Annotated in this window: 21 protein-coding genes; 14 read left to right on the forward strand and 7 right to left on the reverse strand. The window is 61.9% G+C overall.

Translation table 11 applies throughout. The features are described from left to right. Positions 1-43 precede the first annotated feature (43 nt). Positions 44-748 (forward strand): 4'-phosphopantetheinyl transferase family protein, encoded by a 705-nt coding sequence (locus tag ACP7B9_RS11675; protein WP_425863519.1) that lies wholly within the window; start codon positions 44-46, stop codon positions 746-748. Positions 749-754: 6 nt separating this feature from the next. Here the strand turns inward: ACP7B9_RS11675 and ACP7B9_RS11680 are convergent, their stop codons facing one another. From ACP7B9_RS11680 to ACP7B9_RS11695, 4 genes are all read right to left on the reverse strand, one after another. Beyond that, complete coding sequence (locus ACP7B9_RS11680) at positions 755-1,765, reverse strand: hypothetical protein (protein ID WP_425863521.1); 1,011 nt, start codon at positions 1,763-1,765, stop codon at positions 755-757. An 89-nt stretch (positions 1,766-1,854) separates the two neighbouring features. Next, on the reverse strand, positions 1,855-3,225 hold the full coding sequence (locus tag ACP7B9_RS11685; protein WP_425863523.1) for a M1 family metallopeptidase: 1,371 nt from the start codon (positions 3,223-3,225) through the stop codon (positions 1,855-1,857). 29 nt (positions 3,226-3,254) lie between these two features. Further along, a complete protein-coding gene (locus ACP7B9_RS11690; protein ID WP_425863586.1) occupies positions 3,255-7,136 on the reverse strand; it encodes a Pls/PosA family non-ribosomal peptide synthetase in 3,882 nt (1,293 codons plus the stop codon). Between the two features lie 265 nt (positions 7,137-7,401). Continuing rightward, complete coding sequence (locus ACP7B9_RS11695; RefSeq protein WP_425863525.1) at positions 7,402-8,376, reverse strand: quinone oxidoreductase family protein; 975 nt, start codon at positions 8,374-8,376, stop codon at positions 7,402-7,404. A gap of 136 nt (positions 8,377-8,512) precedes the next feature. On the opposite strand from ACP7B9_RS11695, the gene argC reads away from it, so the two are divergent. From argC to ACP7B9_RS11740, 9 genes are all read left to right on the forward strand, one after another. Further along, positions 8,513-9,559, forward strand: a complete 1,047-nt coding sequence (gene argC / locus ACP7B9_RS11700) for an N-acetyl-gamma-glutamyl-phosphate reductase (RefSeq protein WP_425863527.1) — start codon at positions 8,513-8,515, stop codon at positions 9,557-9,559. After that, complete coding sequence (gene argJ / locus ACP7B9_RS11705; protein ID WP_425863529.1) at positions 9,556-10,725, forward strand: bifunctional glutamate N-acetyltransferase/amino-acid acetyltransferase ArgJ; 1,170 nt, start codon at positions 9,556-9,558, stop codon at positions 10,723-10,725. Before argC ends, argJ begins: the two co-directional genes overlap by 4 nt. A 302-nt stretch (positions 10,726-11,027) precedes the next feature. Then, entirely contained in the window at positions 11,028-11,924 is an 897-nt protein-coding gene (argB, locus tag ACP7B9_RS11710) for an acetylglutamate kinase (RefSeq protein WP_425863588.1), read from the forward strand. Beyond that, positions 11,924-13,249, forward strand: a complete 1,326-nt coding sequence (locus ACP7B9_RS11715) for an acetylornithine transaminase (protein ID WP_425863530.1) — start codon at positions 11,924-11,926, stop codon at positions 13,247-13,249. The genes argB and ACP7B9_RS11715 overlap by 1 nt, the downstream gene beginning before the upstream one ends. Next, a complete protein-coding gene (argF, locus tag ACP7B9_RS11720) occupies positions 13,249-14,223 on the forward strand; it encodes an ornithine carbamoyltransferase (RefSeq protein WP_425863532.1) in 975 nt (324 codons plus the stop codon). The genes ACP7B9_RS11715 and argF overlap by 1 nt, the downstream gene beginning before the upstream one ends. Positions 14,224-14,225: 2 nt before the next feature. Beyond that, the gene (locus ACP7B9_RS11725) at positions 14,226-14,762 is read left to right on the forward strand and encodes an arginine repressor (RefSeq protein WP_425863534.1); all 537 of its coding nucleotides are present in this window, start codon (positions 14,226-14,228) and stop codon (positions 14,760-14,762) included. A 134-nt stretch (positions 14,763-14,896) separates the two neighbouring features. Next, a complete protein-coding gene (locus ACP7B9_RS11730; RefSeq protein WP_425863536.1) occupies positions 14,897-16,102 on the forward strand; it encodes an argininosuccinate synthase in 1,206 nt (401 codons plus the stop codon). Between the two features lie 2 nt (positions 16,103-16,104). Then, entirely contained in the window at positions 16,105-17,520 is a 1,416-nt protein-coding gene (gene argH, locus ACP7B9_RS11735; protein ID WP_425863538.1) for an argininosuccinate lyase, read from the forward strand. Between the two features lie 95 nt (positions 17,521-17,615). Continuing rightward, a complete protein-coding gene (locus ACP7B9_RS11740; protein WP_425863540.1) occupies positions 17,616-18,350 on the forward strand; it encodes a maleylpyruvate isomerase family mycothiol-dependent enzyme in 735 nt (244 codons plus the stop codon). Positions 18,351-18,367: 17 nt separating this feature from the next. On the opposite strand, the gene ACP7B9_RS11745 is transcribed toward ACP7B9_RS11740, so the two are convergent. Further along, a complete protein-coding gene (locus tag ACP7B9_RS11745) occupies positions 18,368-18,568 on the reverse strand; it encodes a tautomerase family protein (RefSeq protein WP_425863542.1) in 201 nt (66 codons plus the stop codon). 78 nt (positions 18,569-18,646) lie between these two features. Beyond that, entirely contained in the window at positions 18,647-19,522 is an 876-nt protein-coding gene (locus tag ACP7B9_RS11750) for a DNA-3-methyladenine glycosylase family protein (protein WP_425863544.1), read from the reverse strand. A gap of 105 nt (positions 19,523-19,627) precedes the next feature. Between ACP7B9_RS11750 and ACP7B9_RS11755 the strand changes: the two genes are divergently transcribed. Continuing rightward, positions 19,628-20,281: a DNA-3-methyladenine glycosylase gene (locus ACP7B9_RS11755; RefSeq protein WP_425863546.1), complete on the forward strand. Its 654-nt coding sequence runs from the start codon at positions 19,628-19,630 to the stop codon at positions 20,279-20,281. On the opposite strand, the gene ACP7B9_RS11760 is transcribed toward ACP7B9_RS11755, so the two are convergent. Next, positions 20,220-20,879 carry a GNAT family N-acetyltransferase gene (locus ACP7B9_RS11760; RefSeq protein WP_425863548.1) on the reverse strand — a complete coding sequence of 220 codons (660 nt, stop codon included), beginning with the start codon at positions 20,877-20,879 and terminating at the stop codon, positions 20,220-20,222. The two genes, ACP7B9_RS11755 and ACP7B9_RS11760, sit on opposite strands and share 62 nt — an antisense overlap. A gap of 100 nt (positions 20,880-20,979) precedes the next feature. On the opposite strand from ACP7B9_RS11760, the gene ACP7B9_RS11765 reads away from it, so the two are divergent. The 3 genes from ACP7B9_RS11765 to tyrS all read left to right on the forward strand — a co-directional run bounded on the left by ACP7B9_RS11765 (position 20,980) and on the right by tyrS (position 25,323). Next, a complete protein-coding gene (locus tag ACP7B9_RS11765; RefSeq protein ID WP_425863590.1) occupies positions 20,980-21,531 on the forward strand; it encodes an adenine phosphoribosyltransferase in 552 nt (183 codons plus the stop codon). Positions 21,532-21,668: 137 nt separating this feature from the next. Further along, a complete protein-coding gene (locus ACP7B9_RS11770; RefSeq protein WP_425863550.1) occupies positions 21,669-23,909 on the forward strand; it encodes a HelD family protein in 2,241 nt (746 codons plus the stop codon). A 103-nt stretch (positions 23,910-24,012) separates the two neighbouring features. Next, positions 24,013-25,323: a tyrosine--tRNA ligase gene (gene tyrS, locus ACP7B9_RS11775; RefSeq protein ID WP_425863552.1), complete on the forward strand. Its 1,311-nt coding sequence runs from the start codon at positions 24,013-24,015 to the stop codon at positions 25,321-25,323. The last annotated feature ends 500 nt before the right edge of the window (positions 25,324-25,823 follow it).

Below are 25,823 nucleotides of genomic sequence, written 5' to 3' on the forward strand. Positions count from 1 at the left end.
ACCGGGTGGCAAATACGGAACATGAACAGAAGGTGGAGTGAGGGTGAACGAACTCGGTAGGAGCGCCATTTTGCGCGGGCAGGTCGAGGTGCGTGCCTTCGAGCTGGCGGCGGTTGACCAGCGCATGGTCAGCCTGCTGGATCCTGCCGAAACTGCCCGGGCCGCCACGATCGCGGATGAAACAACTCATCAGGATTTCATTGCGGGACGCGTAGCGCAGCGCCTCATGGCTGCCGACTTGCTGGATGCCGCACCGCAAGACTTGGCGACCGCCTACAGCTGTCCCGATTGCGGAGCGAATCCGGTCCCGTCACACGGCCGCCCCGGCTATCTGTTGCGCGGAGTGCCAGCTGCCCTGTCGATCAGTTTTTCGCGGAGCCACGGCTGGGCCCTGTCGGCAATGGTGCTCGCGGCAAAGGTGCCCCTCGGCGCGGATCTGCAGAACGTTGCCCAGGTTGCCTTTGACGGGTTCGACGACGTCGCGCTGAGTTCTGCGGAAAAGGCGCACCTTGCGCGTCTCACCGCGGAGGGACGCGATGCATGGCGGGCAGCTGCGTGGGCGCGTAAGGAAGCTCTGGCCAAGTATTTCGGACTGGGCCTACGTATAGACCCCACACTTATAGAGGCGTTTCCCGGGAAAGAAAATGGGAAGCAGGGTCCTGCGGCGGCGGTGTGGGATGTTGAATCCGCCAGCGTCGGTTTACCTGAAGGGTTCGCCGCCGCAGTGGCAAGCAGCGCTAGTGCGTGAGGAAGACTATCCGTGAAAGCCCGACGTCCGGGTCGGTAGCAGGTTGAGGACGTCCTTGACCAGGGCTAGGCCAGCGCCAGCCGGGCTTGAACGGCCACCTTGGACTGTGATGTCCCCAGCTTCAGGGCAGTGGAAGGTCATGGCCTTTTCCGGGCCCAAAAGGTGAAAGAGCGGATCGGTGGACCCGATGGCTTCCAATCGCACGGTGACGTTCAACGGCTGGTCAACCGATGCCGTGGCAACTGCACGAAGTCGTTGGCCCGTACTGGCCGACGTTCTTGCGTGGCGGACCGAGTCCTCATCGATGGATTCCTTGGTAACGCGGATCTTGGAAACATCCCAGCCCCACAGCATGCCGGCGATCAAGCTCGCCTTGGTAGCAGCGTCGGATCCCGAGAGATCGGCACTCGTATCTGCCTCGGCAATGCCGAGCCGTTGCGCCTCCCCGACGGCGTCCTGGAGGCGCATGCCCTGTTCCATGCGATCCAGCACAAACGTTGAAGTCCCGTTCGGACAGGCACGGATGGCCCGGCAGTCAAGCCCGTTGACACCAATCCGCGCAAGATCCGCAACCGGCAATGCTGCGCCCGTGGCTCCCGAAATTCGAATGCGGCTACCACCAGCCCTGGCCGCTGATTCGAGTTCTCGCCAGTGCGTGAGGAGGTGATTTTTCGTAGCCGTTGCTACGTCAACACCTAGACGCAGCGCCGTAGTTGCTTCTTCGACGGCGCGAGGATGGGCTTCGGGCGAAGACGGGATGGCCTGTACGAGGATCAGTGCGCTGGTTTGTTGAAGAAACCCTGCGATCGGGGTGAGCAAATTCCAATGGGCCCGTTCCGGCAGATCTGAGTCCGGCCCGAGTACGACCTCATCGGTGCGTCCGCGGATACCCGCAACATAGAAATCCTTGTGGTGGTGGGCTCGGATCCTGTTGAAGAATTCCCGCCCAACCGGACCAAATCCCGACAACAGAATCGGTACAGGGCGGGAATGCTCAAAAGTAGCGGTTGCAGGCATGTCTCCCACCGTAGCCTGATTCCTGCCTCCCGATGGTGGCCTTGCCGCCGCGTTGTTCTAACAGCTGCGGTTCTAACTGCTGCAGTGTCCTAGCCGCGGGGGAGTGAAGGTAGTGACTGCCGGTACAACCACGGAAGAAGAATGTCGGCAGCCGAGAATCCCGGGATATCGCCGCACATTTCATCGGCCAAGGCCACGAAAGCGGCCGTGGAAACCGAACCATGGCGGTTCTCAGCCACCCACCGTTTGAGCAGGGCAAAGAAGTTTGCATCACCGGCCGCTGTGCGGATGGCCACCAGCGCGAGTGCCCCGCGCTTGTATACGGCATCGTCAAACATCATTTCCGGCCCCGGATCACCGACCGTCAAGGCGACCGGTTCGGCGAGCAGTTTTGCGTGCGCCGCGGCGGCCCGTTCGGCAATGGTCATTGAACCGCTCTCTTCGGACCACAGCCACTCGGCGTAGCAGGCGAAGCCTTCATGCAGCCAAATATTGCGCCATGAGGCCAAGGTCAAGGAGTTGCCGAACCACTGATGCGAGAGTTCATGGGCAATCAGGCGTTGGGAATCCCAGCCGGTGTCAAGGTGGTTGCAGCCAATGATGGAGAGGGATTGCGCCTCAAGCGGGATTTCCAGCTTGTCCTCGGTCACCACCACCGTGTACGTGGGAAATGGATACGGCCCAAAGGCCTGCGTGAAGACGTCCACCATTTCCCGTTGCCTTGCCAAAGCCGTGGCCGCCTTGGACTGAAGCTTTTTCGGTACGGCCACCGTGATGGGGAGCTGGGACTGACCTGCCGGAGCCGGCAAGGCGAGCAATTTGTACCGGCCAATCTGGACCGTGGCAAGATAGCTCGCCATAGGGGCGGCCTGTTCGTACACCCACGTTTCACGGCTAGATTTTTTCGTGTGCGAAAGCAACGTACCGTTGCATACTGCCGTGTAATCGGCGTCCGTGGTGACCGCAATGCGGTAGGAAGCCTTGTCGTCGGGCCTGTCGTTGCATGGGAACCACGTTGGCGCCCCGGTGGGCTGGCCTGCGACCAAAACGCCGTCGGCCAGTTCCTCCCAGCCGACTTCACCCCACTGGCCGTTGTCGGGTGCCGGAATTCCGCTATAGCGAATGTCCAGTGTGAATTCCGCACCAGCTGGTACCGGCGATGGCAGCTGGAGCTGCAATTTCCCAGCACGCTGGGCATGCTTGACTATCCGGGTCCCATCAATGGAGGCCTTGTCCATGCCCAAACCGACGAGGTCAAGGTCAACCGAAACCAAAGGAACTAGGGCCTTGGCCGTGATGATGGCACGGCCCTGCACATGGTTCCCGGCGAGTCGGACTTCCACTTCAAGGTCATAGTGCTTCACCCCATAATGGGTGCTGCCGTGCAGGGGAATGTACGGATCCGGGGCGGCCGGGACGTCCGAGTTTGCCGGATGCCGTGGGCGGTGCAGGATTTTCATGCTTGTAAAGTTTCCGAATCAGTTGGGGATCAGGCGCGGTCCGCGAATTCCGGACCCTTCCAGGGGCTGATGGGATTACCCATCCAATAGCTGCTGGCAGGCACGCTTTCACCGCGCATTACAAGGGACGCCGGGCCCACGGTGCCACTTGTACCGATGCTTGCCGCCGGCAGAATTACCCCGTGTGGGCCCATGGTGGCCCCAGCTTCCAGCGTAACCGTATCAATGGCCATGACCCGGTCATGGAAGAGGTGGGTCTGGATTACACAGCCGCGGTTGACGGTGGAACTCTCGCCCAGGGAGACCAAGTCGGCCTCAGGCAGCCAGTAGCTTTCGCACCAGGTACCGTGCCCGATCTTGGCGCCGAGCGAACGCAGCCACCACACCATGGCAGGTGTGCCAACGGCCGCGCGAGCAAACCACGGTGCACTCACCATTTCAATAAAGGTGTCCACTACCTCGTTGCGCCAAATGAAGGAGCTCCAGAGCGGGTGCTCGCTGCGCTTGATCCTACCAACGAGTAGCCACTTGGCGGCAACCGCGCTGCCTGCCGCAACGGCTCCGGCCATCATGATGACGATGCCACTGATGAGGGCGGCTACCCAATAGCTGCTGGCAAGCGCGACGGCGTCGAAGACGGCCAGTACGGCTGCGGGGATGGCTACCGCGAGAACTGTGGGGACTAGCCTGCAACTTTCCCACAGGGTCCTTGCCACCTTGAGCCGCAGGGGCGGGGCGAAGGTCAACGATTCGTCGGTGTTCAGATTGGTGCGGCGCAGGCGGACGGGCGGGCTGCCCAACCATGATGTGCCGGCCTTGGCCTTGGCGGGTGTTGCCGAGAGGACAGCCACGAGGGAGTTTCTCGGCAAGGTGCGGCCCGCCGCAGCCATGCCGGAGTTGCCAAGGAAGGAGCGCTTGCCCACCTTGGCGGGTGCGATGTGGACGTAGCCGCCGCCCAGATCGTAGGAGGCGATCATGGTGTCATCGGCAAGGAATGCCCCGGAGCCAATGGTTGTCATCTTCGGCAGCAGCAGCACTGTGGAAGCTTCTACGTTCTTGCCAACCTTGGCGCCAAGCAGACGCAGCCAAACCGGGGTAAAGAGACTGGAATAGATGGGGAACAGGAGATCACGGGCCATGTCTAGCACCCGTTCGGTGGCCCACACCTGCCAGCCGATCCTGCTTCGAACGGGGTAGTGCCCTTCTTTCAACCCCACGCCCAGTAGCCGCACGGTGGCAAGAATTAGCACCAAGAGAGTCAGGAACCAACTGAGCGCAGCCACGGGAACCGCCCACAGAAGTGTAGGCAGTGCGGCCGAGAATGACGGCTGGCCAGCGATGGTGGCCAACACGATCCAAACGGCAGCGGCTGCTGCCACAAAAGGAATCAAGGACAGCACTGCAGACGCGCTGGCAAAGGGAAGTTCGCCCAGCCACGTGGTGGTAGCGCGCAGCTCCGGCCAGGTATTTTTGGCCTTGCCGGTCCGCTCCGCGGGGGATCCGGAAACTGTAACGCCGGGCTTGATCTTGCCGCGCACCGCGGATCCTGGCGCCACATGAGCACCGGCTCCGATGCGGGCTCCAGGCATCAACGTGCTGCGGGCGCCAACCACGGCACCGGCACCAATGGATATTTCGCCAATGTGCACCCAGTCGCCATCGATCCACCAGCCGGAAAGATCTACCTCGGGTTCAACTGAGCAACCTTCGGCCAAACGCAGCAGGCCGGTCACCGGTGGTACCGAATGCAGGTCCACATTCTTGCCCATCTTCACGCCCAGCGCGCGGGCGTAGTAGGGCACCCAGGGAGCACTGGCCAGAGAGACCGCGGCAGCCATGTCGGCGATTTGCTCGGCAAGCCACAGACGGAGGTGAACCTTGCCGGAACGTGGATAGCTGCCGGGGGTGACTCCGCGAAGTAGCAGCCGAGCCGAGACCACCGAGATGCCCATTCGCCCCCAAGGGGAGACGAAGACGACCCACGATGCTGCGACCCACCACCATGAGATGGTGGGCGCACCTGGCAGGATGCCCTGCCAGGAAGCGATGTTATTCAGTGCCATCAGGTACGTGAGCCAGCGCATGCCCACCAGAATGTGCAGGGGCACGCCCATCAGTGTCTGGAACACCTGCGAGCTGCGGCGGGTCCGCCCCACGGTGCGGGTTACTGTCTTGCCGGCGCCGCCTACCGGGACTGAGCCCAAGGCGAGTTCGAGCAAGGCGCCGATCCGTGGATGTGAGTAAACATCGGCGACCGTGATGCGCGGATAACGCTGGCGCAAGGCCGAGACGAGCTGGGCGGCAGCCAAACTACCGCCGCCGCTGGCGAAAAAGTCGGCATCGAGTGAGGACGGTGAACCGACCAACACGCCCTGCCATTGCTCGAGGACCCACTGCGCGTCCGGGGTCAGCGTCCCGGCGAGGGATCCGCCGTCGTCCGCGGGCTGTTCCAACGGCCACGGCAGGGCCTTGCGATCCACTTTTCCGCTAATTTTGGTCGGCAGGGAATCGGTGAAGGTGAGCAGGGGAATCAAGGGGGCCGGCAGTGTTTCGGCCAGCAGGCTGCGCAGGGCGGCCGCATCGGGCGTGGTGCCGGGAGCCGGAACCAGGTAACCGACTAGTAGCTGACTGCCACCTGCCGTGTCCTGGACGGCGGCAGCTGCGCCGGAAATATCGGGCAGGGCCTGAAGTGCTGCGTCAATTTCACCGAGTTCGATGCGCCGTCCGCCCAGCTTCACCTGGTCATCGGCGCGGCCCATGAAGATGAGTCCCACGCTGTCCAGCCGCACCAAGTCACCGCTGCGGTACGCGCGGTCCCAACCAAATGCGGGCATGGGTGCGTATTTCTCGGCGTCCTTCTCAGGGTCAAGATAACGGGCAAGGCCAACGCCGGCGATGATCAATTCGCCGACCTCGCCTTCGGCCACGGGTGCACCGGAGGAGTCGACAACGGCCAGGTCCCAGCCGTTTAGTGGCAAGCCGATCCGTACAGGGCCTTCGCCGCCCAACGGCGCAGCGCAGGCGACGACCGTTGCCTCGGTGGGGCCATAGGTGTTCCAGACTTCCCGGCCCTTGACAGCCAGGCGGGTTGCGAGTTCCGGAGGGCATGCCTCGCCGCCAAAGATGAGCAAACGCACTGATTCCAAGGCCTCTGCAGGCCAGAGGGCTGCCAACGTGGGGACGGTGGAGACGACGGTGATGCCATGGGAAATTAGCCAGGGGCCGAGGTCCATGCCTGAACGGACCAAGGAACGCGGGGCGGGGACCAAGGCGGCGCCGTAGCGCCAGGCCAGCCACATTTCCTCGCACGAGGCGTCGAAGGCGACCGACAATCCGGCTAACACCCGGTCATCGGGCCCGATCGGTTCGGACTGCAGGAAAATTCGAGACTCTGCATCAACGAACGCTGCGGCGGAGCGGTTGCTGACGGCCACACCCTTCGGGGTGCCGGTGGAACCGGAGGTGAAGATGATCCAGGCGTCGTCCGAAGGAAGCGGTTCGCGGGGATGAGGGAAGGGCGTGGGGCGTTCGCCGAACTGGGTGAGGGCCTTCCCTGCTTGCGGGTCACCGAGCACGGCGGCAACTCCCGCCTCGCCGAAGACCAGTGTGGCCCGTTCCTCGGGATCGTCTGCATCAACCGGGACGTACGCGGCGCCAATGGAGAGAATGGCCAAAATCGCGAGGTAAAGCTCCGAGGTTCCGGATGGGATCCGCACGCCAATTTTGTCCCCGGCGCCGAGGCCGGCCCGAGTGAGCTCTTCGGCCTTGAATCGCACAGCCTTCAGGAGTTCGTCATAGCTGAGTGACTTCATGCCATCGTCCAATGCCGTGGCATCGGGGTTCAACTCTGCCGAAGCTTGCAAGATGTCCCATAGGGTTCTGGGTTCGGGTGCCAGTTCGCTGCCTGGCATCTGAGCGACAAATTCAGCTGTCGATACATGTGCGGGGGAAGCTGTTGCTTGAGTCTCGGGGATATTCAATGAGGCAGGATTCACGGCCCTACCATGCACCATGAAGATGAACGGAAGTTGAATAAAGACAGTAAATTGCTTTTTATGTCCCCCACAGTGTCCGGTATCACTTTCCTTGACTGGACTTTGGCGGCCGCTCCTTGCGCTGGTGGGGCAGTGTTGGTGGGGCAGTCAGCAAAGTCCAATCACGGCGGACGCGGAAGACCTACGGCTCCAAAATGACCTTGCCTGTCGTGACGCGGCCCTGCAAGGCTGCGTGAGCTGCTCCGGCCTCGGCGAGCGGGAAGCGGGCGCCGATCCGGGCCGACAATGCACCCGATGCGGCCGCATTGAACACCTCGGTCGCACGCCAGCTGCGTTCTTGGGCGTTCAAAAGGTAGTTTCCCAGTGTGGGGCGGGTGACGAACAGGGAGCCGCCGGTGTTCAATCGCTGCAGATCAAGCGGGGGAACCTGGCCCGAGGCCCCGCCAAAGAGAACCAACATGCCCCTAGTGCGCAGCGACGCCAGCGAGCCGTCGAACGTGTCCTTGCCAACGCCGTCGAACACTACATCTACGCCCACCCCGTCGGTGAACTCACGCACCTTCGAGGCGAAGTTGTCATAACGCAGCACCTCGTCGGCGCCGGCAACGCGGGAGAGTTCTTCCTTCTCCTCGGTGGATACCGTAGTGATCACCCGTGCACCGCGTTCCTTCAGCATCTGCGTCAACAGCAGGCCAACACCCCCGGCGCCGGCGTGTAGCAGGACCGTCTGGCCGGGCTCAACATGGAACGTGGAGTTCATGAGGTAGTGCGCGGTCATGCCCTGCAGGGGGAGTGCCGCCGCAACATCCATGGGGACGCCAGCCGGAACGTGGAAGGCCTTCTCAGCGGGAAAAATGGCGTACTCGGCGTAGCAAGCGATACCTTCGGCGGTGGCAACGCTGTCGCCAACAGCAAAACCGGCCACGCCATCGCCAACGGCAACCACATGGCCGGAAGCCTCCGCTCCGGGGGTGAACGGATAGGCAACCGGGTAGATTCCCTCGCGCTGATAGCTTTCGATGAAGTTCACGCCCACGGCGGCAATTTTCACCAGTAGTTGGCCGGCTGCCGCCACGGGCATGGGGACCTGCGTCAGCTTCAATACCTCGGGCCCGCCTGGGGCGGCGGCGACGATGGCGTTGGCATACTCAGTCATGGGGACTCCAAATCGGTGCGTCTCGTATGGGCAGGGCAAGCCCTCTGAGTTCATCATATGACGGCCGTTACAACGTGACGGAACATTTGTGGATAAATATCGGTGACTATGAATAGTTCTGCTGTATAGTCGACTTATGACAATTTCAGTAGCCGTCTCCGGAGCCAGTGGATACGCCGGGGGAGAGGTGCTGCGCCTGTTGGCCAGCCACCCCAACGTAACGATCGGCGCCATCACCGCGCACAGCAACGCCGGCACCCGCCTAGGCAGTCTTGCCCCGAACCTGCATGCCCTTGCCGATCGCGTCCTCGTTGAGACGACGGTGGAAAACCTGTCCGGCCATGACGTGGTGTTCCTGGCCCTGCCGCACGGCGCCTCGGCCGCCATCGCCGCCCAGCTGCCAGCGGGCACCTTGGTGATCGACGCCGGAGCCGACCACCGCCTGCAGGACGCCGCAGCATGGGAAAAGTTCTACGGTTCCGAGCATGCAGGCACCTGGCCGTACGGCCTCCCGGAACTGCCTGGCAACCGTGAAAAGCTCCGTGGCTCCAAGCGCGTCGCCGTTCCGGGCTGTTACCCCACCAGCTCACTGCTGGCTCTCATGCCGGGCTTCGCGGCGGGTGCGCTGCTGCCGGACGACGTCGTCATTGTCGCCGCTTCAGGTACCTCCGGCGCCGGCAAGGCCGCGAAGATCAACCTGATCGGGTCTGAGGTCATGGGATCCATGAGCCCCTACGGCGTGGGTGGCGGACACCGTCACACCCCGGAAATTGAACAGGGCCTGTCCAACGCTTCCGGCCTCGACGTGAAAGTTTCCTTCACTCCGACGCTTGCGCCCATGAGCCGAGGGATTCTTACCACCGCCACGGCCAAGGTCTCTGCAGAAATCGCCGCCATGGAGGATCCGGCAACGGCCCTGCGTGAAATCTGGGAAGAGGCCTATTCGGAAGAACACTTTGTGCGCCTGCTTCCCGAGGGTCAGTGGCCTACCACCAAATCTGTGCAGGGATCGAATTACGTAGCCCTGCAAATTGCCTACGATGCGCACGTCAACCGCGTTATTGTTTGCTGTGTCATCGACAACCTCACCAAAGGCACAGCCGGCGGAGCAGTACAGTCAATGAACATTGCCCTCGGCCTACCCGAAACCACAGGCCTGACCTTCCAAGGAGTAGCACCATGAGCGTGACCACCCCACTTGGCTTCCGGGCCGCCGGCGTAACTGCCGGACTCAAGAAATCGGGCAACCCGGACATGGCCCTCGTGGTCAACGACGGTCCCGACTTCCATGCAGCAGCCGTCTTCACCACCAACCGTGTAGCCGCCGCTCCCATCCACTGGTCGCGGCAGGTGCTCAGCGACGGTCGCGTGGACGCCGTGATCCTGAACTCCGGTGGGGCCAATGCCTGCACCGGTCCCGAGGGCTTCCAAAACACGCACGCCACGGCCGAAAAGGTTGCCGAGGTTCTGGGTCTTTCGGCCACTGACATTGCCGTCTGCTCCACCGGCCTGATCGGCGAGCAGCTGCCCATGGACAAGATCCTGCCCGGCGTCGAGGCTGCTGCTGCTGCCCTGACGGACGACGGCGGAGCTGCCGCGGCCACCGCGATCATGACCACCGACACGATCTCCAAGGAAGCGTTGTGGACCTCACCCGCCAACGAGGACGGCGTGAGCTACACGATCGGCGGCATGGCCAAGGGTGCTGGCATGCTGGCCCCCGGCCTGGCCACCATGCTCGTTGTCATCACTACCGACGCCGGTGTTGAAACCGAGGCGCTCGACGCAGCACTGCGCGACGCCGTACGCGTCACGTTCAACCGCGCAGACTCCGACGGTTGCATGTCAACCAACGACACAGTGCTCCTCATGGCCTCGGGTGCCGCTAAGGCCATCCCGAACATGGACGAGTTCACCACCGGCCTCACCCAAGTGTGCGCCACCCTGGCCCGTGCGCTCATTGGTGATGCCGAAGGCGCCAGCCATGACATCGCCATCATCACCAAGCACGCAGACAGCGAACGCGACGCCGAGGTCGTCTCCCGCGAGGTGGCCCGCTCCAACCTCTTCAAGGCCGCCATCTTCGGCAACGACCCCAACTGGGGCCGGGTTCTCTCCGCCGTGGGCACCACAGACGCCGTCTTTGATCCCGACAAGATCAACGTCAGCATCAACGGCATCCAGATTTGCCGCAATGGCTGCATCGGTGATTCCCGCGACCTCGTGGACCTCACGCCCCGTGAAGTCACCGTCGAGATCGATCTCAACGCTGGTCTGGCCACGGCGACCATTTGGACGAACGACCTGACGCACGCGTACGTCGAAGAAAACAGCGCCTACTCGTCGTAACACGGTGGTCGCGCTGGTCGAGCTTGACCCCCCGCTGGTCGAGCTTGACCCCCGCTGGTCGAGCTTGACCCCCGCTGGTCGAGCTTGTCGAGACCCGGCGGCGGACCGACATTCCCTCGGCGACTATCCGACCGACGGCCGCGGGCGGCCTTACGGTCTCCTTTACGTCGCCTACGGAAACGCCGGCTCCGCCGCCTAGATTGTCTGGTCGCCGTGGCTGTCACGGGAGTTGGACATGCCTCAAGGTCCGCCGGGAGGCGCACCAGCAGAGCAGTAAACAACAGGATTGAAGGAAGAGCATGATGACTTCGGTGGAAACCGCTCAGGACAAGGCTGGCACGCTGATTGAGGCGTTGCCCTGGATCCAGCAATTTGCGGGCACGGTGGTGGTGGTCAAGTACGGCGGCAACGCCATGATCAACGATGAGCTGCGCCGAGCGTTCGCCGAGGACATCGTGTTTATGCACCATGTGGGGATCAAGCCTGTCGTTGTGCACGGCGGTGGACCGCAGATCAATGCCATGCTCAAGCGCCTTGATATCAAGAGCGAGTTCAAGGGTGGGCTGCGAGTGACAACGCCCGAGGCCATGGATGTGGTGCGGATGGTTCTCACCGGTCAAGTAGGCCGCGAGCTGGTGGGCCTGATCAACGAACACGGCTCGTACGCCGTCGGACTTTCCGGTGAGGATGGCGCCCTGCTGCAAGCCGTGCGGACCGGCACGGTGGTTGATGGGCTGCCAGTGGATCTTGGTCTCGTGGGTGAGGTGGTTGGCGTGAACCCCGGCGCCATCCTTGACCTGTTGGAAGCAGGCCGGATTCCCGTGATCTCCACGGTGGCGCCCGAAGTGGGGGATGCCTCCACCGTCTTGAACGTGAATGCCGACACTGCAGCGGCCGCCCTGGCCATCGCCTTGGAGGCTTCGCGCCTGGTGATCCTGACCGACGTCGAAGGTCTCTACGCCAACTGGCCCGACAAGTCCTCGCTGTTGAGTGAAATCGGCGCCAGCGCCCTGCGTGCCATGCTGCCCGAGTTGGAATCGGGCATGATCCCCAAGATGGGTGCCTGCCTGGCCGCGGTCGACGGCGGGGTGGCCCGGGCCGCCGTCGTTGACGGACGTAGCGCCCACTCGGTGCTGTTGGAATTGATGACATTTGAAGGCAATGGAACACAAATTTTCCCCGATGAGGACCAAGACTGATGACTGAGTCGAGCAACGATAAAAACAAGATCAACCTTGGCACCGCCAATGCCGCCGCCGTAACCGGCACGGGAACGAGCGCGCAGTGGCTGGCCCGCTACAACAGCTCCCTCATGGGCGTCTTCGGCAGCCCGCAGCGGGTGCTGGTTCGCGGCGCAGGATCCCTGGTCTGGGACGCCGACGGCAAGGAATACTTGGACCTGCTGGGCGGCATCGCCGTCAACGCGCTAGGCCACGCCCACCCGTTCGTCACCTCGGTGATCGCCAGCCAGCTGTCCACCTTGGGTCACGTCTCCAATTTCTTTACGAGCCCCACTCAGATCGCCTTGGCCGAGAAGCTGCTCGAACTGAGCAAGGCGCCCCTTGGCTCCAAGGTCTTCTTCGCCAACTCCGGCACCGAAGCCAACGAGGCGGCCTTCAAGCTGGCCCGTTCCCACGGCGGCAAGGCACGCCCCACGATCCTGGCCCTCGAGGGTGGCTTCCACGGCCGCACCATGGGCGCTCTCGCCATGACGGCCAAGCAGGCCTACCGCGAACCGTTCGAACCAATGCCCGCCGGCGTCCGCCACATTGCCTTCAACGACATTGACGCCCTGCGCGAGGCCATGGATGGCACCGTTGCGGCCCTCGTCATCGAACCCATTCAGGGTGAAGCCGGTGTCCGCCCGCTCTCGGCCGAATACCTGCAGGCTGCCCGCGACCTGACCCGCGAACACGGCGCCCTGTTGATTCTGGATGAGGTACAAACCGGAGTCGGCCGGACCGGCAGCTGGTTCGTTGGCCTCGGCGCAGGCATCACCCCGGACGCCATGACCCTGGCCAAGGGCTTGGGCGGCGGCTTCCCGATCGGCGCCATCATCACCTTCGGTGAGGGCCCCTCCCACCTGCTCAGCGCCGGACAGCACGGAACAACCTTCGGTGGTAACCCGGTGGCAACGGCCGCCGCACTGGCCACCTTGCATGTGCTGGAATCCCAGGACGTACTGGCCAATGTGCGCACCGTGAGCGATATTTTTGCCCAGGGCCTGTCAAAGGTCGAAGGCGTTACCGACGTTCGCGCTTTTGGCCTCCTGATTGGCTTTGACTTGGCTGAGCCCGTGGCCGCCGGCGTTGTCGCTGCGGCGCTGGAGGCCGGGTTCATTATCAATGCTCCTCGTCCCAACACGATTCGCCTTGCGCCGCCGTTGAACCTGACGGCCGATCAGGCCCAGTCCTTTATTGCAGCCCTCCCGGCGCTGCTCGCCACGGCCGTCGCCGCTCATGCCGCCTCGCAAGCAGCAGCAGCAGCCGCGACGGCCCCCAACATGACAGAAGGAAAGTCCTGATGACCCGCCATTTTCTCGTTGATACCGATCTGAGCCCGGCCGAACAAGCCGAGGTCTTGGACCTTGCCCTCGAGCTGAAGAAACAGCCCTACTCCAAGAGCACCTTTGCCGGTGATGGGTCCGGTTCACAGACCGTGGCAGTCATCTTTGACAAAACCTCCACCAGGACCCGCGTCTCCTTTGCCGCAGGCGTTGCCGCACTTGGCGGCAATCCGCTGATCATCAATCCGGGCGAGGCCCAGATTGGCCACAAGGAATCTGTCGCCGACACCGCCAAGGTGCTTGAGCGCATGGTGTCCACGATCGTGTGGCGGACTTACACGCAGGCCGGCCTTGAGGAAATGGCCGCCAATTCCAAGGTTCCCGTCATTAACGCCCTCTCCGATGATTACCACCCTTGCCAGCTGCTTGCGGACCTGCTCACCATCAAGGAGCACAAAGGCGAGCTGGCCGGGCTGACCATGACCTATATGGGGGATAGCGCCAACAATATGGCCAACTCCTACCTGCTCGCCGGCGTCACAGCGGGCATGCACGTGCGCATTACCGGGCCGTCCGGGTATTTGCCGGCTGACGGCGTCGTCCGTGCCGCACAGGAGCGCGCCTCACAAACCGGTGGTTCGGTAGTCATCACCACGGACGTGGCGGAGGCCGTTGCCGGCGCCGACGTTTTGGTGACCGACACCTGGGTTTCCATGGGTCAGGAAGAGGAGAAGGCGCAGCGCCTTGAACTCTTCACCGATTACGCGCTCGACGACGCAGCGCTGGCTCAGGCTGCCCCGGACGCCATCGTGTTGCACTGCCTTCCGGCGTACCGCGGCTACGAGATTTCCGCATCGGTGATTGATGGCCCGCAGTCGGTTGTTTGGGATGAAGCCGAGAACCGGTTGCACGCCCAGAAGGCGCTCATGGTCTGGCTCGTTGAGAAGACCGCTGCGGATGCGGCCACAGCAACCAGTGTGGCTGGCCTGTAGCCATGGTCAAGGCAAACAGCGCTGCGGCGGCCATGCCGGCAACGAAAACGGCACGACAGGCACGAGTCTCAGCTTTGCTGACCAGCCGGGCCGTGCGTTCCCAAGCGGAGCTGGCAACCTTATTGGCCGACGACGGGCTCGTGGTGGGCCAGGCAACGCTGTCCCGAGACCTCGTTGAATTGCGGGCCGTACGGGTGCGGGGCAAGGACGGCGCCTTGATTTACGCACTGCCGAAGGAAGGTGGGGACCGTAGTGTTCACTCGGCGTCGTCGCAGGAGCTGCTGGATACGCGCCTGATCCGTCTGTGCGGGGAATTGCTGGTCACGGCCGAGGCTTCTGCGAACATCGCCGTGCTGCGAACGCCGCCCGGCGCCGCCAACTTCCTGGCCCTGGCCATCGACCATTCGGTCATGCCGTCGATCCTTGGCACGATCGCGGGGGATGACACCGTCATGGTCATCAGCCGGGAACCGAACGGCGGTGCGGAAGTTGCTGAGCGATTCCTGCAATTTGCCGCCGAATCCAGCGCGGGAGCGTAGCCTGCCCCTACGCTTGGGGTAGGGGCCAAAAGCCGTATGAATATCTTTTAGCAAGAATGCATAACCATGCATTATGATGAGTAGTATCGCAAGAAACACACTCTGAGAAGTTTTGAATAAAGGGAGACAAGAACGTGACTGAACGCATTGTATTGGCCTACTCCGGTGGCCTTGACACCTCCGTTGCCATCGGCTGGATCGGTGAAGCCACCGGTGCCGAGGTTATCGCTGTGGCTGTAGACGTAGGACAGGGTGGCGAGTCACTGGAGGACATCCGCCAGCGTGCCCTTGCTTGCGGCGCCGTCGAGGCTTATGTTGCCGATGCGCGTGACGAATTCGCCAACGAATACGCCATGCCGACGCTGAAGGCCAATGCGCTGTACCAGGGTCACTACCCGCTGGTTTCGGCCATCTCCCGCCCCGTAATCGTCAAGCACCTGGTCAAGGCTGCCCGCGAATTCGGCGCCACCACGGTTGCCCACGGTTGCACCGGCAAGGGCAACGACCAGGTTCGTTTTGAAGTTGGCATCCAGACACTCGGCCCGGACCTGAAGTGCATCGCACCGGTTCGCGACTTGGCACTGACCCGCGACAAGGCCATCGCCTTCGCCGAGGCCAAGGGCCTGCCGATCGAAACCACCAAGAAGAACCCGTACTCCATCGACCAGAACGTCTGGGGCCGCGCCGTTGAAACCGGCTACCTCGAAGACATCTGGAATGCTCCCACCAAGGACATCTACGACTACACGGCCACCCCGGAATTCCCGCCGGCACCGGATGAAGTCGTCATCTCCTTCCACCAGGGTGTCCCGGTTGCCATTGATGGCGTCAAGGTTTCCCCGCTGCAGGCCATCCAGGAACTCAACCGCCGCGCCGGCGCCCAGGGCGTTGGCCGCATCGACGTCGTCGAAGACCGCTTGGTCGGCATCAAGAGCCGCGAGATCTACGAGGCCCCCGGTGCCATGGCCTTGATCACCGCACACAAGCACCTCGAAGACATCACGATCGAGCGCGAGCAGGCCCGCTTCAAGGCATCAGTCAGCCAGCGTTGGGCCGAATTGGTCTACGACGGCCAGTGGTTCTCCCCGCTGAAGCGTTCACTGGACGCCTTCATCGAAGACACCCAGAAGTACGTTTCCGGTGACATCCGCATGACCATGCACGGCGGTCAGGCCATCGTTAACGGACGTCGCTCGGATACCTCCCTCTACGACTTCGATCTGGCCACCTACGACACCGGTGACACGTTCGACCAGTCACAGGCCAAGGGCTTCATCGAGCTGTGGGGCATGTCCTCCAAGGTTGCGTCCACCCGCGACCAGCGCGCCTCGGGCAAGTAACCATGGCGCACGGTACTAACGAGGGTGCACTCTGGGGTGGTCGCTTTCAGGGCGGTCCCGCAGACGCCCTGGCGGCCCTGAGTAAATCGACCCACTTTGATTGGCGCTTGGCTCTGTATGACATTGCTGGCTCCAAGGCCCACGCCCGTGTTCTGAACACGGCCGGCCTGTTGGATGCGGCAGAGCTCGAAGGCATGCTGAAGGCTCTTGACGAGCTTGAGGCGGACGTTAAGTCCGGCGCCTACGGTCCTGCCGATTCCGATGAGGACGTGCACGGCTCACTCGAGCGTGGATTGATTGAGCGTGCGGGAACGGCGCTGGGCGGCAAGCTTCGCGCCGGCCGTTCACGCAACGATCAGATTGCCACACTGGGCCGCATGTACCTGCGCGACCACGCCCGGATCATCGCTGCCGGAGTTCTCTCCGTCATTGATGCCCTAGTGGAACAGGCAAAGGCGCACCACGGTGTCGCCATGCCTGGCCGCACGCACCTGCAGCACGCCCAGCCGATCCTGCTGAGCCATCACCTGTTGGCCCATGCCTGGGCGCTGCTGCGTGATGTGCAGCGTCTGGTGGACTGGGACAAGCGCGCTGCTGTGTCGCCGTACGGTTCGGGCGCCTTGGCCGGCTCCTCACTGGGACTGGATCCCAACGCAGTTGCTGCCGATCTTGGCTTCGACTCCGCCGTGTGGAATTCGATCGACGGCACCGCATCACGCGACGTCTTCGCCGAGTTCGCCTGGGTTTCGGCCATGATTGGCGTGGATCTTTCACGCGTTTCCGAGGAAGTTATCTTGTGGGCCACGAAGGAATTCTCCTTCGTCACGCTCCATGATTCCTACTCCACGGGATCCTCGATCATGCCGCAGAAGAAGAACCCCGATGTTGCCGAGCTGGCACGTGGCAAGGCTGGTCGCCTGATTGGCGATCTGACCGGGCTGCTGGCAACGCTCAAGGGCCTGCCGTTGGCGTACAACAGGGACTTGCAGGAAGACAAGGAGCCCGTCTTTGACGCGGCCGACACCTTGGAATTGTTGCTCCCTGCCGTCTCCGGCATGATGGCCACCTTGGTCTTCAACACCGAACGCATGGAAGCGCTGGCACCCCAGGGCTTCGCATTGGCCACGGACATTGCCGAATGGCTGGTCCGCCAGGGCGTGCCGTTCCGCGATGCTCATGAGCTCTCCGGCGCTGCCGTCAAGGTTGCCGAGGCTCGTGGTGTTGAGCTGTGGGACCTGACCGACGAGGAGTACGCGGGCATTTCGGAGCACCTCACGCCCGAGGTTCGCACGGTGTTGAGCACCAACGGCTCACTCAACAGCCGCGACGCACAGGGCGGCACCGCGCCGTCGGCAGTGTTGGCGCAGCTGGCGGCACTTGAGCTGCAGCTGGGCGAGGCTCGCACCTTCCTAGCCTGACCGGCGTCGTACGTCCGCACAAGAGTGTCAAGGGAAATGCCCGTATCCGTAGTGGATGCGGGCATTTTTCTTTCAAGGACGGATAGGCTGAAGCCATGACTGATATTTCCAACGCACAGCTGATGGACCGCCTGAAGATTGCGGCCGACAATGTTGGCGCAAAATTGGGGGGCCTTACCGACGCCGACGTCGTAGCGCCCACGGATTTGCCCGGGTGGACGCGTGGGCACGTGCTGGCTCACATTGCGCATGTTTCAAACGCCGTTGCCCGGCAGGTTGAGTATGCCCTGCGCGGCGAGTTGATCGAATTTTACGACGGCGGCCAGGGCGGGCGTACGCAGGCGATCGAGATGAACGCCGGCCACTCCGCTGCCGAGCACCGGGAGTACATTTCGGCCGCGTTTACGCGGGCGCTGACCATCTTGGACGGGCTCGATGACGCGCAGTGGGAGCTGCCCATCAGCTACCGCGATGGTGCCGTACGCGACGGTGCGCTGGCCTATTGGCGCGAGCTCGTGATCCACCTGGCCGATCTTCAGCTGGGCCGCGGCCCCGAGACATGGTCCAAGGAATTCTGCCTGTACTTGTTCGAATTCTTGGCTGACCGCGTTCCCGCAGGCATCCAGCTGAAACTTCTTCCGTTGGCCCTGGCACCCATGACCATTGGTTCGGGTGAAAGCACCGTGTCTGTACAGGGCATGGTGACAGATATTGCCGCTTGGCTTTCCGGCAGGACGCCCACTATGGGCAGCCTCCGCGCCGAAGCCGCCGCGGATTCGGTTGAGCTGCCCAAGCTACTGCCCTGGCCGACCGCGTTCGCAACCAAATAGTTCCGGCTTAGCCTGCTTTAGCTGGCCTGGCCGCGCTTCTCGGCGACGGTGAGATCGCCTGAACCCCAGTGAGTGGGTGCCACCTCGGTCACAATGACCTTGATGGAATCGACGGGGGCATCAATCGCATCGGACACCGCATTTGTCACTTGACGGATGAGGTTGCGGATCTTCTGCGGATCGCGGCCCTCGATGAGGGAAATCTGAACGAGAGGCATGGTGTACCGCTTTCCGTTAAGTAGTGCGTTGCGCCAAGGATGGCTTCGCGTCAACTTTAGCGGGATGTGGCGTCGTGACTACTTTTCGCCGGCAACCCGCCACAGATGCAAGGTGGCGTAGGAACGCCACGGCTTCAGTGGCTCGGCCATGCGGCTTAGCTCCGGGGCCTTGATGGCCCGGGCCGCCGCAAGTGTGTCTCCCCTGAGTAGGCCGTAGCCGTTACGGACAGCGGCGTCACCGGGGAGGAAAACATCGCTGTTGCCGAGCACACGCATGGCCACATACCCAACGGTCCAGGGGCCGATGCCGGCGATAGGCAGAAGCTTTTCGGCCAAAGACTCGTAGCTGTCCGTAGGACCGATCAGCAGCGAACCCTCAGCCAACATGGCGGCAACCGCCACAATGGAATCGATCCGCCGCTGTGGACCTCGGAGGATCTCCTTGCCACGCGCGGCAATTTCGGCCGGGGCAGGGAAGAAATGCGTCATTGAGCCATGCGGCAGGCGCGATGGGGTACTGAGTGCAACGAGCTGCTTAAGCGCAGTACGCGCCGCGGCCACCGTAATTTGTTGGCCCACCATGGCCCGGATCATGATCTCGGCCGGATTTACGCAGCCTGGGAGACGAATTCCGGGGAGTGCAGCCACCCTCGCCGCCAGCAGCGGGTGCGCACTCAACGCAGCGTCCGCCAGATGGGGGCTGTGGTCCAAATTCAACAAGTGCCGGACATGGCTCAGCAGTTCGGCAGCATCGGAGGGCTCTTCCAGATCTTGCTCGAGCAACAATTCAACGCCATCCCAGGTGACACGAAACCACCCATGGCCACCGCTCAACAGCACGGTGCGGGCATAGCTGGTTGAATCAGCTTCCTCAACACCCGTTATGGCGCGGGCCGCCAGGAAGTCAAAGATTCCCGGCTCAAACGGGGGAGTGAAGTCCAGTGCAATGGGCATCTAGGTAGTCTTTCACGCCCACACATAAACACTGTTTCCCACAGCAAATAATTTGCCTCCGCCTCGATTAGGCCGCCCTGCTAGGTTGGAATGATGGGCGCACCAATGGACCTTCTCGAAATTTTGCAGCTTCCCGCCACTGAGGTGGCGCCTTACTTGTTGGGCGCCTTGGTGCGGCATGAGAGTCCGGAAGGCCCCGTCGTCGTCCGTCTGAGCGAGGTGGAGGCCTATCTTGGCCCGGCCGATTCCCCGGATCCCGATCCAGGCGCACACAGCTTCCGCGGCAAGACGAACCGGAACGCTGTCATGTTCGGGCCGCCCGGTCACCTCTACGTGTATTTCACGTATGGAATGCATTTTTGCGCGAACCTGGTCTGCCGGCCGGAGGGAACCTCGTCAGGGTGCCTGATGCGTGCCGGCGAGATCGTGGAGGGCCTCGAGCTTGCCCGCTCGCGCAGACCAACTGCCAAGAACGACGTCGAACTGGCGCAAGGACCAGCCCGGCTGGCCAAGGCCCTGGGGTTGACCCGCGAGCACAACGGCATTCCCGCGCTCGGTGGGGAAGTGACCGTGACGCTGCCGCCATTTCCGGAGGCGGCGGTGCGCACCGGACCGCGCGTTGGAATCAGCGGACCCGGTGGCACAGACGCCTACCCCTGGCGGTATTGGATCGATGGCGATCCGACGGTCTCGAAATTCAAGCCGGGAGTGGTGCGTTCTCCGCGTCTGCGCGCATCAACTGCTCCGAGTACTCAATGAGTTCTGTCACTTCCGGAAGGAGGTCCGCCGGCGTCAGGCGCTGCACCAAGCCGGAACGCGAGGCAGGCCATTCGTATTCCAGCAGCGAGTACACTCGGGTGTCCACGCGGGTGCCGTCATGACCGCGGCGGTAGCCACGCAGCACACCGTCCAGGGTGGCGCCGAGTTTTTCAATGGCCGCGGCGCTGCGAACGTTGCGTGCATCGCAGCGCAGCGTCACGCGGTATACGAACAACTCTTCAAACGCGAAGGTCAACAGGGCCAGTTTTGACGAGGCATTGACGTTGCGGCCCCAGTAATTACGGCCGAAAAAGGTCATACCCAGCTCAACCCGTGACTGCTCCGGCACGTAATCGTAAAGGCTGGTGGTACCCGCTACGGTGCCGGTCTCGTCATCGATGACAGCAAACGCAATGATTGACGGATCGGCAATTCGCGACGCGAAAAGCCGTTCCAGCGCACGCTTGGAAGTGGGCAGTTCGGAAGCCATGCCGGCCCACATCTCTGCATCGATGTAGGGGTACAAATCTGCCGCGTGACGACGCCGTAACGGCACAAGCCGGACACCATGTCCGAGAAGTGAAATGTTGTGTTGCACGGAGAATATATAAGCACCTTTTTGTGCATCGGAAAAGCCCCTATCCCAGACGCTGTACCGTTGAAGGGTGAACGAGAGATTAAGTGCCACCGAAACACCCATTTCAAACCACACCCAGACCGCCGAAACTCCGCATGTTTCCGCGGTTCTTGACAAGTTGTGTGCCACAGTCGAGGACTACCCATCAGAGGGCATTGTTTTCAAAGATTTAACCCCCGTTTTTGCTGACGGCCCGGCCTTCAAGCTGATGGTTGATTCCATCGTTACCGCCTTCGCCGGAAAGTTCGACGCCGTTGCCGGAATTGAGGCCCGCGGCTTCCTCCTGGCTGCGGCTGCTGCATACGCCACAGGAACCGGTGTCATCACCATCCGCAAGGCCGGGAAACTGCCCCGTGAGGTGTTCGCCGAAAATTACGCATTGGAGTACGGCGAGGCAACCCTTGAGTTGCACAAGGACGATGTCCCAGTTGGTACGCGTGTGTTAATTCTCGATGACGTCCTCGCCACGGGGGGCACGATCGGCGCTGCCGCTTCATTGCTTGAGCGCTCCGGGGCCGTTGTGGCCGGTGTAGGGGTGGTGCTCGAGATCGACGGATTGCCGGGACGGACAAATCTCGCTGGCTATGAGGTTGTTTCGCTGCAGAAGGTGTGAAAGCGCAGTAAACCCACAGCTGCAGGGGCCACGATTCGCTAATGCCCTAAGCGAAGCTGGCGAACGGCCGCGCGGCTGTGGGGATAGACTAGACGGTCCGCCTTTTGGCGGTATGCCTTACTTATCAGGAGCCTTGCATGTATGACGACGAGTTGGCCCAGGAACGCACTTATGTACACGGCCTGTATACGCGGCTGGATGAACTCCGCGCTGAAAAGGTTGAGCAGCTCGGTGAAGTCCGCCGTGCCAAATCCATGGGAACGCATCAAAACCGTTCCGAACGTGACGCCTTTGCCACGCTCTATGAGAACCGTCTCGCACAGCTAAACGCCGTAGATGACAAGCTCGTGTTCGGCCGCTTGGACCTCGACGACGGTCAGTGCCGTTACATCGGTCGTATTGGCCTGCTGTCCGAGGATCTGCGCCAGTTGATGGTTGACTGGCGTGCCCCTGAGGCTGGTACGTTCTACCAGGCCACCGCCTTTGAGCGCCTGAGCGTGCGCCGTCGTCGTCATTTGCTCTTGCAGGGCCGCAACGTCAAGGCCATCGAGGATGACGTCCTGGACCACACCATGCTTGTGGAAGGTGACCACCTCCAAGGTGAGGGCGCGCTTCTGGCCGCACTGAACTCTAAGCGCACGGGCCGCATGAACGACATCGTCGGTACCATTCAGGCCGAGCAGGACCGGATCATCCGATCGCCCTTGAGCGGTGCCCTTGTGGTCCAGGGCGGTCCGGGTACCGGAAAAACCGCCGTAGCACTGCACCGCGCCGCCTACCTGCTGTACACGCACCGGGAGCGGTTGCAGGCGGCAGGCGTCCTTTTGGTGGGACCGTCCAACGCCTTCATGAAATACATCGAGCGCGTCTTGCCGTCCTTGGGCGAGACCGGCGTGGTCATGGCCAGCGTGGGCAACCTGTTCCCGGGAGTGCACGCAACAGCTCCGGAATCACCGGAAACGGCTGAGCTCAAGGGCCGCTTAGCGATGGCTCAGGTGGTTGCCAACGCCGTCGCCAACCGTCAGCGTCTGCCGCGTGAGGATGTCAGGCTCGACGTCGAAGGCACCCGTTTGATCCTGACCGTCCGCCAGGTGCGCCGCGCAAGGGACAAGGCGCGAGCCTTGGGTGTGCCGCACAATGAAGGGCGCGTCACCTTCGTCAAGACGCTGCTGCGCGAGCTGACCGAACAATTGCGTGAACATATCGAGTCGGCAGGTGCCGGAAACAACGCAGACAGGTCGTATCTGGCCGAGGATGTCCGCTCCGCCCACGATGTGCGCGTCATGTTGAACCTGTGCTGGATGCCCATGACGGCAGAGAAGCTGGTGGATGACATGTTCAGCAAGCCGGAGATTCTCGAAGCCGTAACGCCAGGCTTCACGGCTGCCGAGCGCGAACTGCTACTGCGCGCCCCGGGTTCGCGCTGGAGTGAATCGGATGTGCCGTTGCTTGATGAGGCCGCTGAACTCCTTGGCGACATGGACGCCACCGGCGGCCGTGCCCAAGCCTCGGTTGATTCCCAGCGCAAGCGCGACCTTGCCAACGCGGAGAAAGCCATCTCCAATATGAATCAGCAGTTGGAAGATTCCGGAGTGGACGGCATCTTGACGGCCGAACAATTGGCGGATTACAACATTGTTGAAGCCGCATCCCAGACAAGTGCCGAACGCGCCCTGACCGATCGGTCCTGGGCTTACGGCCATGTGGTGATTGACGAGGCCCAGGAACTCTCGCCCATGCAGTGGCGACTGCTCGTGCGCCGCTGCCCCGTGAAGTCCTTCACGATTGTCGGCGACATCGCCCAGACAAGTTCCTCCTCGGGCGCCATGTCTTGGCGCGATGCGCTGACTCCCTTCATGGGGGAGCGATGGAACATGGAAGAACTCACTGTCAACTACCGCACGCCGATGCAGATCGCTGAGGCCGCTGTTCGCATGGCCAATGCCGCCGGGCAGGTAGTCTCGGCGCCCAAGGCAGTGCGCGACGGCGAATGGGAACCCCTTGTTGACGTCGTCGCCGCGACCGACGTGGTTGCGCAAGTTGTTGCGGTCATGCCTGAGGAGACGGCTGCTGTTGGCGGCGGTCTTGTTGCCGTGATTACTCCTGCGGCCATGGTGCAGGAGACGGCAACGGCCCTCCGCGCCGTGTATGGGAACCGGATTGGCCATGGCGCTGGATCTCTCGAGCAAGACATCGTGGTCATTGACCCGCACGAGGCCAAGGGCCTGGAATTTGACGGGGTCATCATCGTTGAGCCGGCAACCCTGCTCTCCGATGCACACGGCCGCGTGGGCGATCTGTACGTCTCCATGACCCGCCCCACCCAGCGCCTGCGCCTGATCACCTCGCAGCCACTGCCAGCGGGAATCGAAGCGTAAATACGTGACCGCGTGCCAGTGACGTTGCCCAACGCAACGACACTGGCACGCAACGCGAGAGTGCGAATCGGAAGAATCGCCGTCGTACTGGTAATTTTGGAGCGTGTCTTTGCAAACTGAACTCCGCGCCCCCGAGAACGATCCCAGCTTCGCCAATGTTTGGCAGGAGCTCAAGTGGCGAGGCCTGGTCCAGGTCTCCACGGACGAGGCAGCTCTTGAAGAGCTCCTCGCCGGCGAGCCGATCACGTACTATTGCGGGTTCGACCCCACAGCACCCAGCCTGCACCTTGGCAACCTTGTTCAGCTCCTGACCATGCGACGCATGCAGTTGGCCGGCCACAAGCCGCTGGGTTTGGTGGGCGGTTCCACAGGTTTGGTGGGGGACCCTCGTCCGACGGCGGAGCGCACCATGAACTCAAAGGAGACAGTTTCCGAGTGGGTTGGCTACCTGCAGGGTCAGGTCCAACGATTCCTGTCCTTTGAGGGCGATAACGCTGCCCGTATGGTCAACAACCTTGACTGGACGGCGCCCATGAGCGCCATCGATTTCCTGCGCGACATTGGTAAGTACTTCCGCGTCGGCACCATGATCAAGAAGGACATCGTTGCCTCGCGCCTGAACTCGGACGAGGGCATCAGCTACGCCGAGTTCAGCTACCAAATTCTGCAGGGCATGGATTACCTGGAGTTGTTCCGCCAGTACGGCTGTGTTCTGCAGCAGGGTGGCTCCGATCAGTGGGGGAATCTCACCAGTGGAACCGAGCTGATCCGCAAGGTTGAAGGCGCTTCGGTCCATGCGCTGGGCACCCCGTTGATCACGAACTCCGATGGCACCAAGTTTGGCAAGAGTGAAGGCAATGCAATCTGGCTCGATGCAGCCATGTGCAGCCCGTTCGACATGTACCAGTTCTGGCTCAATACGGCAGATGCCGATGTGGTTGACCGACTGAAGGTGTTCACCTTCCTGTCAAAGGAAGAGATTGCGGCCATCGGCGAGTCCGTGGAAACCAAGCCTCAGGCACGTGAAGGTCAGCGCACCCTCGCTTTCCAGGTCACCTCGCTGGTACATGGTGTCGACGCCACGATGAAGGTCATTGCTGCATCCGGTGCCTTGTTTGGCCAGGGCGATCTAGCCGAGCTGGACCTGGCTACCTTGGAATCTGCGACTCGCGAACTGCCGCGATCGGCCGCACCTGCGGAGGGCCTGAACATCGTTGAGCTGTTGGTTGCCGCCGGTCTGTCCAAGAGCAATTCAGAAGCACGCCGCACTGTGGGGGAGGGTGGCGCCTACGTCAACAACGTCAAGATCACCGATCTCGACGCCGTTCTGGGCGCCGGCGATGCACTTCATGGCAAGTTCCTGTTGGTGCGTCGTGGCAAGCGAACCCTGGCCATGGTTGAACTAGCCGGCTAGTCCCCACTTGCTGGCCCAGTAAATCGCTGACGCGATTTCCCGGGAACCTAGCAAGCGTGGGCCCATTCATGAAGGTACCCGTTCCCGACTTGCGTTGGGGGCGGGTATCTGTGTATTGTTCTATCTGTTGCTTGCACAAGGTTGAGCCGCTTCGAAAGAAGCACCGACTCCCATCTTGCAGGTATCCAAATCTAAAACTTCCATGGATATTGTTGACTTCTTGAGTCGAAATAACCTTGAAAACATAGATTTGTGGAATTCATGAAGTGACCAACCGCACACGATGCGGATTGGACAAAATGAATTCTAATGAAATAAAGTATGAATATCGCAACGACGAAAACTAATTATGAATTACTAATTAGCAATTACTCGAATGCAGTTGTTGTTTGAGAACTCAATAGTGTGCCAAGTTTTATTGATACCAATTTATTTATATTGAATTGGTTATTTGGTTTTGTTGTTGCCGCCCCTGTGGTGATGGCAGGACCGTTTAGCTG

The sequence above is a fragment of the Arthrobacter sp. TWP1-1 genome (assembly GCF_049897845.1).
In the GTDB taxonomy this organism is placed as follows: domain Bacteria; phylum Actinomycetota; class Actinomycetes; order Actinomycetales; family Micrococcaceae; genus Specibacter.

Bases quoted from the DNA above. Each gene is read 5' to 3' on its own strand.
- ACP7B9_RS11680 (WP_425863521.1), bottom strand. From the start codon at position 1,765: ATGCCTGCAACCGCTACTTTTGAGCATTCCCGCCCTGTACCGATTCTG.
- ACP7B9_RS11685 (WP_425863523.1), bottom strand. From the start codon at position 3,225: ATGAAAATCCTGCACCGCCCACGGCATCCGGCAAACTCGGACGTCCCG.
- ACP7B9_RS11690 (WP_425863586.1), bottom strand. From the start codon at position 7,136: ATGCCAGGCAGCGAACTGGCACCCGAACCCAGAACCCTATGGGACATC.
- ACP7B9_RS11695 (WP_425863525.1), bottom strand. From the start codon at position 8,376: ATGACTGAGTATGCCAACGCCATCGTCGCCGCCGCCCCAGGCGGGCCC.
- argC (WP_425863527.1), top strand. From the start codon at position 8,513: ATGACAATTTCAGTAGCCGTCTCCGGAGCCAGTGGATACGCCGGGGGA.
- argJ (WP_425863529.1), top strand. From the start codon at position 9,556: ATGAGCGTGACCACCCCACTTGGCTTCCGGGCCGCCGGCGTAACTGCC.
- argB (WP_425863588.1), top strand. From the start codon at position 11,028: ATGACTTCGGTGGAAACCGCTCAGGACAAGGCTGGCACGCTGATTGAG.
- ACP7B9_RS11715 (WP_425863530.1), top strand. From the start codon at position 11,924: ATGACTGAGTCGAGCAACGATAAAAACAAGATCAACCTTGGCACCGCC.
- argF (WP_425863532.1), top strand. From the start codon at position 13,249: ATGACCCGCCATTTTCTCGTTGATACCGATCTGAGCCCGGCCGAACAA.
- ACP7B9_RS11725 (WP_425863534.1), top strand. From the start codon at position 14,226: ATGGTCAAGGCAAACAGCGCTGCGGCGGCCATGCCGGCAACGAAAACG.
- argH (WP_425863538.1), top strand. From the start codon at position 16,105: ATGGCGCACGGTACTAACGAGGGTGCACTCTGGGGTGGTCGCTTTCAG.
- ACP7B9_RS11740 (WP_425863540.1), top strand. From the start codon at position 17,616: ATGACTGATATTTCCAACGCACAGCTGATGGACCGCCTGAAGATTGCG.
- ACP7B9_RS11745 (WP_425863542.1), bottom strand. From the start codon at position 18,568: ATGCCTCTCGTTCAGATTTCCCTCATCGAGGGCCGCGATCCGCAGAAG.
- ACP7B9_RS11750 (WP_425863544.1), bottom strand. From the start codon at position 19,522: ATGCCCATTGCACTGGACTTCACTCCCCCGTTTGAGCCGGGAATCTTT.
- ACP7B9_RS11755 (WP_425863546.1), top strand. From the start codon at position 19,628: ATGGACCTTCTCGAAATTTTGCAGCTTCCCGCCACTGAGGTGGCGCCT.
- ACP7B9_RS11770 (WP_425863550.1), top strand. From the start codon at position 21,669: ATGTATGACGACGAGTTGGCCCAGGAACGCACTTATGTACACGGCCTG.